This window comes from Candidatus Magnetobacterium casense, from assembly GCF_019173545.1.
GTDB lineage: Bacteria > Nitrospirota > Thermodesulfovibrionia > Thermodesulfovibrionales > Magnetobacteriaceae > Magnetobacterium > Magnetobacterium cryptolimnobacter.
The window spans coordinates 1-3,850 of the sequence record NZ_JABXWD010000324.1; the positions used below are offsets into that span (position 1 = coordinate 1).

At 52.4% G+C, this 3,850-nt stretch carries 1 protein-coding gene and 1 pseudogene; both read left to right on the forward strand.

Annotated features, from left to right (window positions below):
• Positions 1–95: 95 nt before the first annotated feature.
• The gene (locus HWQ67_RS14095) at positions 96–3,674 is read left to right on the forward strand and encodes an AAA family ATPase (RefSeq protein ID WP_218253327.1); all 3,579 of its coding nucleotides are present in this window, start codon (positions 96–98) and stop codon (positions 3,672–3,674) included.
• A pseudogene (locus HWQ67_RS14100) lies at positions 3,667–3,850 on the forward strand (restriction endonuclease subunit S); the annotation flags it as partial. The gene HWQ67_RS14095 and the pseudogene HWQ67_RS14100, both read left to right, overlap by 8 nt.

The following is a 3,850-nucleotide window of genomic DNA, read 5'->3' on the forward strand; positions in this document are numbered from 1 at the left end:
GCCACATTTCAATCAGAGTGCCGTGGCATGATGCGGGTTGGAAAGGTGTTGTATGCCTCGCCCCCCAACTCAACGGTTCCTGCGCCAAGTTAAAGTTGATTGCCGATCAAAAAAAGGTTGAGGACGAATTGCGCATTGCCGGGCAGAGTCTGGATAAGCTTCCTCGTGAGCAGTGGCCCTGCTGCGTCAACGAACACGCAACTTTCATGGCACCGTTTGCATTGGATTTTGTCAGAAAGCATGCCCTTGCCACAATAAATCCACAGGTTTTCGGCCACTTGATAGAAACGCCGCAACACTGTCCAGCTTATTCCGCAGGTGTCGTTCCATACAAGTGGATGATGAAGGATAATTATCCGAATTTGGAAGGATTGGAACTTGATGTCGGCGTGTCGCGTGAGCCAGATATGGGTTATAAAAGCACGTGGTTTAATAACCCAAGCAACCAAAAGGCACTGCTTGATGGTTTTGCAGGTCATCTGCGTTGTGAGGATTCCCTTTGCCTCTTCTACGCCAAGCATCTGCCATTCGTTGAGGGTACCGGGCGCATACTCATCGGAGTAGGCCGCATCAAAAAAATCGATCATCTGGTTGAGTATCAGAGTAACGGCAATGGTATGGGCAGCATGGTATGGGAGCGTCCCATTCAACATTCTATCCGGCCCAACGGGAAAGACGGCTTTTTGATGCCCTATGACCAACTCCTGAAACAGGCCAAGAACGATCCGTCGATTGACTGCGAAAACTACGCTGCCAGAGCCCCTTCGGAGCACTGGGACGAATTTTCCTATGGTAGCGAACTGGTCACCCACGACGGTGCCATCGCTGCCTTGCTGTCAATGGATGCGGTTCTTAGTCGCATGGAACTTGATCTCGGCATCCCAACCGCCGACCAGAGGCAGTGGCTGCATGACGAATTGGTGCGCCTTTGGAAGGTGCGCGGCCCATCCCCTGGCCTCGGTGCCGTACTCAGAGCCTTTGGTCTCTCTCGCGGTGTGTTCGTTGCGCACGCTTTACAAAACCGTGTGGGAGAGAATGCCGACCCATGGCCTGAGGTCGATGCTGCATTCCGTAACCCGACCAATATGCTGCCCAAAGAATTGAGCCGCGACATCAAAGAACTGGCTCCGACATGGATACACCTTCCTGATCAACGCCGCCAATTCTTGCGACTGTTGAGTCGCTTTGATCTGACCGTTGATCAAGCCAAAAATCTCTACGAAGAAACCTCTCGCTGCAAGCGTGGCTGGGGCGGAACGGATCTGGAACTGCTTAAAAATCCCTATTGCATCTATGAGTTCAGCCGTCACGATCCAGAAGGCATCCAGTTGCTGACCGTGGACCGTGGTCTCTTTCCAGATGATGCCGTACGCAATCTGCATCCCCTGGATAAACCTTCCAGACTTGATTCCGCAGTGGATGTTCGGCGTGTACGTGCTTTTACCATTGCCACGCTGGAATATGCATCGACCGTTGGCCACACACTCTACTTTACGGGTGATCTTGCCGATGCCATCCGCGACCACGGAGTGCGACCGGAATGCCCGGTAACATCTGATATCCTTTCCGCCAGTCAGAACGAGATGGCACCTGAGGTGCTATTGCTCACGATGGATGGAAGGTCTGCTCTGCAACTCAGCCGTTACCGCAAAATCTCCGAACTTGTCGAGAAACACATCTTGGGTCGGGTGAAAGCTCCTCGTCATATTGTCTCTTGTGACTGGGCGAAGCTGTTGCTCGACATATTTAGCACGGCCAGCGACCAGGAAGAACAGCGGGCACAGGCCGAAAAAGCCAAAGCACTTGCAGAGCTCGCCGAATCACGGTTTTCCGCGCTGGTAGGCTCTGCGGGCACGGGAAAAACCTCTGTGCTTGGCATTCTGTGTGCTCAAACTGAGATCAAACAAGACGGCATCTTGTTGCTTGCCCCAACGGGTAAGGCGCGTGTGCGTATGCAGCAACTGGCCGGTGAAGCCGGAGCCCATGCAAAAACGATTGCCCAGTTTCTGAATGCATACAGTCGGTACAACGTCCATTCAGGACGCTATCATCTAAGCGAACACCCAAAAGCCTCTGGATTTGGTACCGTGATTGTGGACGAGTCATCCATGCTTACCGAGGATATGCTGGGGGCTTTGCTTGACGCACTCCAGGGGGTCAAACGACTCATCCTGGTGGGTGACCCGGCACAATTGCCACCGATTGGTGCCGGTCGACCTTTTGTGGACATTGTGGCCGCTCTGCGTCCCAAAGAGCACGAGTCTCTTTTTCCGCGTGTCACATCGGGTTATGCCGAACTGACCATTGAACGTCGACAAGTGGGTTCTGATCGTCCAGACCTGCGTCTGGCCCGTTGGTTCAGCTCGACTCCTCCATCAGCAGGCGATGACGACATCTTTTCCATCGGCGACTGTGAACATCCGGCGATTCGTTTTGTGGAGTGGAGAAATTCTGACGATTTTCAGGAGAAACTGCTATCTGTGCTGGTTGAGGAGTTGAGTCTCACCGATGCCAGAGACATGCGCGGTTTTAATTGTGCCATGGGAGCAACAAAAAGCGGTGCGTATGACTATTTCAATGTCACCCGCAACGGCAATTCCGGTGCCGTCCAGGCAGTGGATGCCTGGCAGATCCTGAGCCCAATTCATGGAATGCCCTTCGGTGTCAGCGATATCAACCGCCAAATCCACGAACGCTTCCGCGCAGACATTCTGGAACTGGCATTAAAACAGCGGTTTCGCTCCATCCCGAAACCACTTGGCACAGACCGGGTTCTCTACGGTGACAAGGTCATCAACCTTGGCAACCACCGACGAGACGGCAGAAAAGTTTATCCCCAGGAAGGTGCGCTCGGATATTTGTCCAACGGTGAAATTGGCGTAGTTGTCGGTCTATGGAAAACAAATAGCTACCCGAAGATTCTAAAGGTCGAATTTTCCTCACAGGTTGGTTATACCTATGATTTTCATGACAGTGAATTTGGCGAAGAAAGAGACTCTCTCCTTGAACTCGCCTACGCCCTTACCGTACACAAATCGCAGGGCAGTCAATTTGCCCTCGTCATCCTTGTCCTGCCGGAGGGACACCCGATCATCTCCCGCGAGATGATATACACCGCACTGACCCGCCATCAAAATCGTGTGGTCATCATGCACCAGGGACCGCGCAGTCTGCTGAAAGAGTTTGCCACACCGCACCGTAGCGAGACGGCACGCCGCCGAACCAATCTGCTTTCACCCTGCAAGATGCTGGAATTCCCGCAGACAAAGGGCAGCCTTTTTCTGCAAGCGGGACTGATTCATCGCACCAGCAAGGGAGTGGCCGTTCGCTCCAAGTCCGAGTTGCTGATTGCCGAGGCGTTTATCTCTGCTGATGTTTCTTTCGAGTATGAAAAACCGCTGACCCTGGGAGGCATAACCCGTTATCCCGATTTTACCATCGAAAATGAAATCACTGGCCGCATTGTCTATTGGGAGCATCTGGGCATGCTGGACCGCAGGGAGTATCGTGAAAGTTGGGAGAAGAAGCTGGCCTGGTATCATGCCAACGGAATAGATCTTGTCGGTGAAGGGACAAAGGATTCCCCTGTGCTAGTCACGACAGACGAATCTGCCGAGCATGGATTTGATATGGAGCAGGTCAACCAACTCATAAAAGAGGTGTGCGGTGGCTGAACGTATTGCAATCGCTGATCTTAAGCCTTACCCGGAATATAAAACATCGGGATCTTGCTGGTTAAATGATATTCCAAAACACTGGGAAATTCGAAGCTTTCGCACAATCGCTCGAAAATATAATGAACGCAATCGTCCTGACCTTCCATTGTTGTCCGTTGCCCGTGAGAAAGGTG